The organism is Serratia sp. DD3 (assembly GCF_000496755.2).
In genome coordinates, this window is record NZ_AYKS02000022.1 from 1 (window position 1) to 2,237 (window position 2,237).

General features: G+C 55.4%; 1 protein-coding gene. It reads left to right on the forward strand.

All coding sequences use genetic code 11. The annotated features are described in order from the left end of the window. The coding region (locus IO95_RS24990; protein WP_037383892.1) for an Ig-like domain-containing protein at positions 1–2,237 on the forward strand (2,237 nt) is incomplete at both ends.

Below are 2,237 nucleotides of genomic sequence, written 5' to 3' on the forward strand. Positions count from 1 at the left end.
AACAAGACCACCCCAAGCACACCATCCTATGATATCAATCTTGACATCACCATACCGTCAGAACCAGCCATCACCAGCGTGCTGGATGATGTTGAACCGAAAGCTGGCGCTCTGCAGAAAGGGGATGTCACCAACGACAACACCCCAACCCTGAAAGGTAGTGCCGAGGCGAATAGCCTGGTCAAGGTCTACGATAAAGGTGAACTGATCGGTTCAACCACGGCAGACGGCAAGGGTGAGTGGAGCTTTACGCCAGCAGCAGGCGCTGAACTGAAAGATGGCAACCATACCCTGACCATCACCTCAACGGATGCAGCAGGTAACGTCAGCGCGCCAAGCGGCAGTTTTGATATTGTGGTAGACACCACCGTACCTAACCCGGCTGGTGATATCGTTATCACCGACAACGTGGGTGAGAAGACCGGTGAAGTGAACCCGGGGGATACCACCGATGACCGCTCACCAAACCTGAACGGTACGGGCGAACCCGGCGGTACAGTCACCATCTACGACAACGGTAAGGAAATCGGTACCGCCAAGATTGAAGATGACGGCAAGTGGAGCTTTACCCCGACTGAGCCGCTGGATAACGGCGAGCACAAGCTGAACACCACCGTGACTGATCCGGCGGGCAACGTGAGTGAGCCAAGCCCGGATATCAAATTTGAGGTGGATGATTCACCGGTAGTGGTACAACTGGGCTCAGTGAATGACAATGTCGGCTCAGTGACCGGTAACCTGCAACCCGGTGATGTCACCGACGATCCACGTCCAGAACTGAACGGCAGCGGCAAGCCAGGCAGTGTTATCACTGTGAAGGATGGCGACCGCGAGCTGGGGACTACCACCGTTAAGCAAGATGGTAGCTGGAGCTTTACGCCAGAGACCGACCTGGGTGAAGGTAACCACAGCCTGACGGTGACGGCAGAAGATGCCGCCGGTAACAGCGTGACCTCTCCCGCCTTTGAACTGAAGGTAGATACCACTGCGCCAGACCAACCCGTGATTGGTAACGCCATTGATGACGTCGGTGATAACCGTGGTCCATTGACCAGCGGCAGTGTTACTGACGATGCCAACCCAACCTTCAAGGGAACGACAGAGCCAAATAGCATCATCAATATCTATGATGATGGAAAACTGTTGGGTTCAGTTGCTGCCGACGACGATGGTGTCTGGTCGTTTACCCCAACCACCCCATTGGTGGAAGGTGAGCACAAGATCACCACCACGGCGATGGATGAGGCGGGTAACACCAGTGATCCGTCCGAAATCTTTAAGTTGACCACTGACTACTCAGCACCTGATGCCAGCAAAGTGGCGATCACCGGTGTGGATGATCAGGTGGGCGAGAAGACCGGCCCGGTGAACTCAGGTGACATCACTGACGACAGGCGTCCAACCATCAGTGGGACCGGTGCGGAAGCGGGTAACATCATTACGGTATACCGCGGTGACCAAATTATTGGCTCGGCGGTTGTGAAGAGTGATCTCTCCTGGTCGATGCAGCCGAACCTGCCGCTTGTGGATGGTGTGGTGGTGTTGACCGCAACAGAGCGCGATCCGGTCGGCAACACCACCGATAAGTCATCGGCTTACAGTATTACCGTCAGTACAGTCCCACCGGCACCACCGGTGCTGGGTACGGTCATCGATAATCAGGGGCCAGGACCAGAATCGGTGGCATTGCAGCCAGGGGATGTCACCAATGACAACACCCCGACACTGAACGGGACTGCGTTGCCAGGCGGCACGGTGACGGTTTACGACGGTAAGAATGAACTCGGTACGGCCAAGGTAGACGACGACGGTAAGTGGAGCTTTACGCCACAGCCTGCACTGGGTGAGGGTAAACATGACCTGACAGCGACGGTGACCAACAGTGTCGGTGTCACCAGTGACCCAACCGGTGTCTTCAATATTGTTGTCGATACGCAGGCACCAGCACCGGCCACCAATTTGAAGGTGGAAGATAAGATGGGTGACGAGCAAGGCGATATCCTTGCTAACAAAACTACCGACGACAGCGCGCCAGTCATCAGTGGTAAGGCTGAACCGGGCAGTGTGGTCCATATCTATGATAACGATAAGGAAATCGGTAGCGCGCCGGTGGATGACCAAGGGAACTGGAGCTTTAAGCCGAGCGACCCATTGGGTAATGGTCAACATGACCTGACCACGACCGTGACCGACAAGGCCGGTAACACCAGCGATGAAGGGCAACACCTGATCTTCAA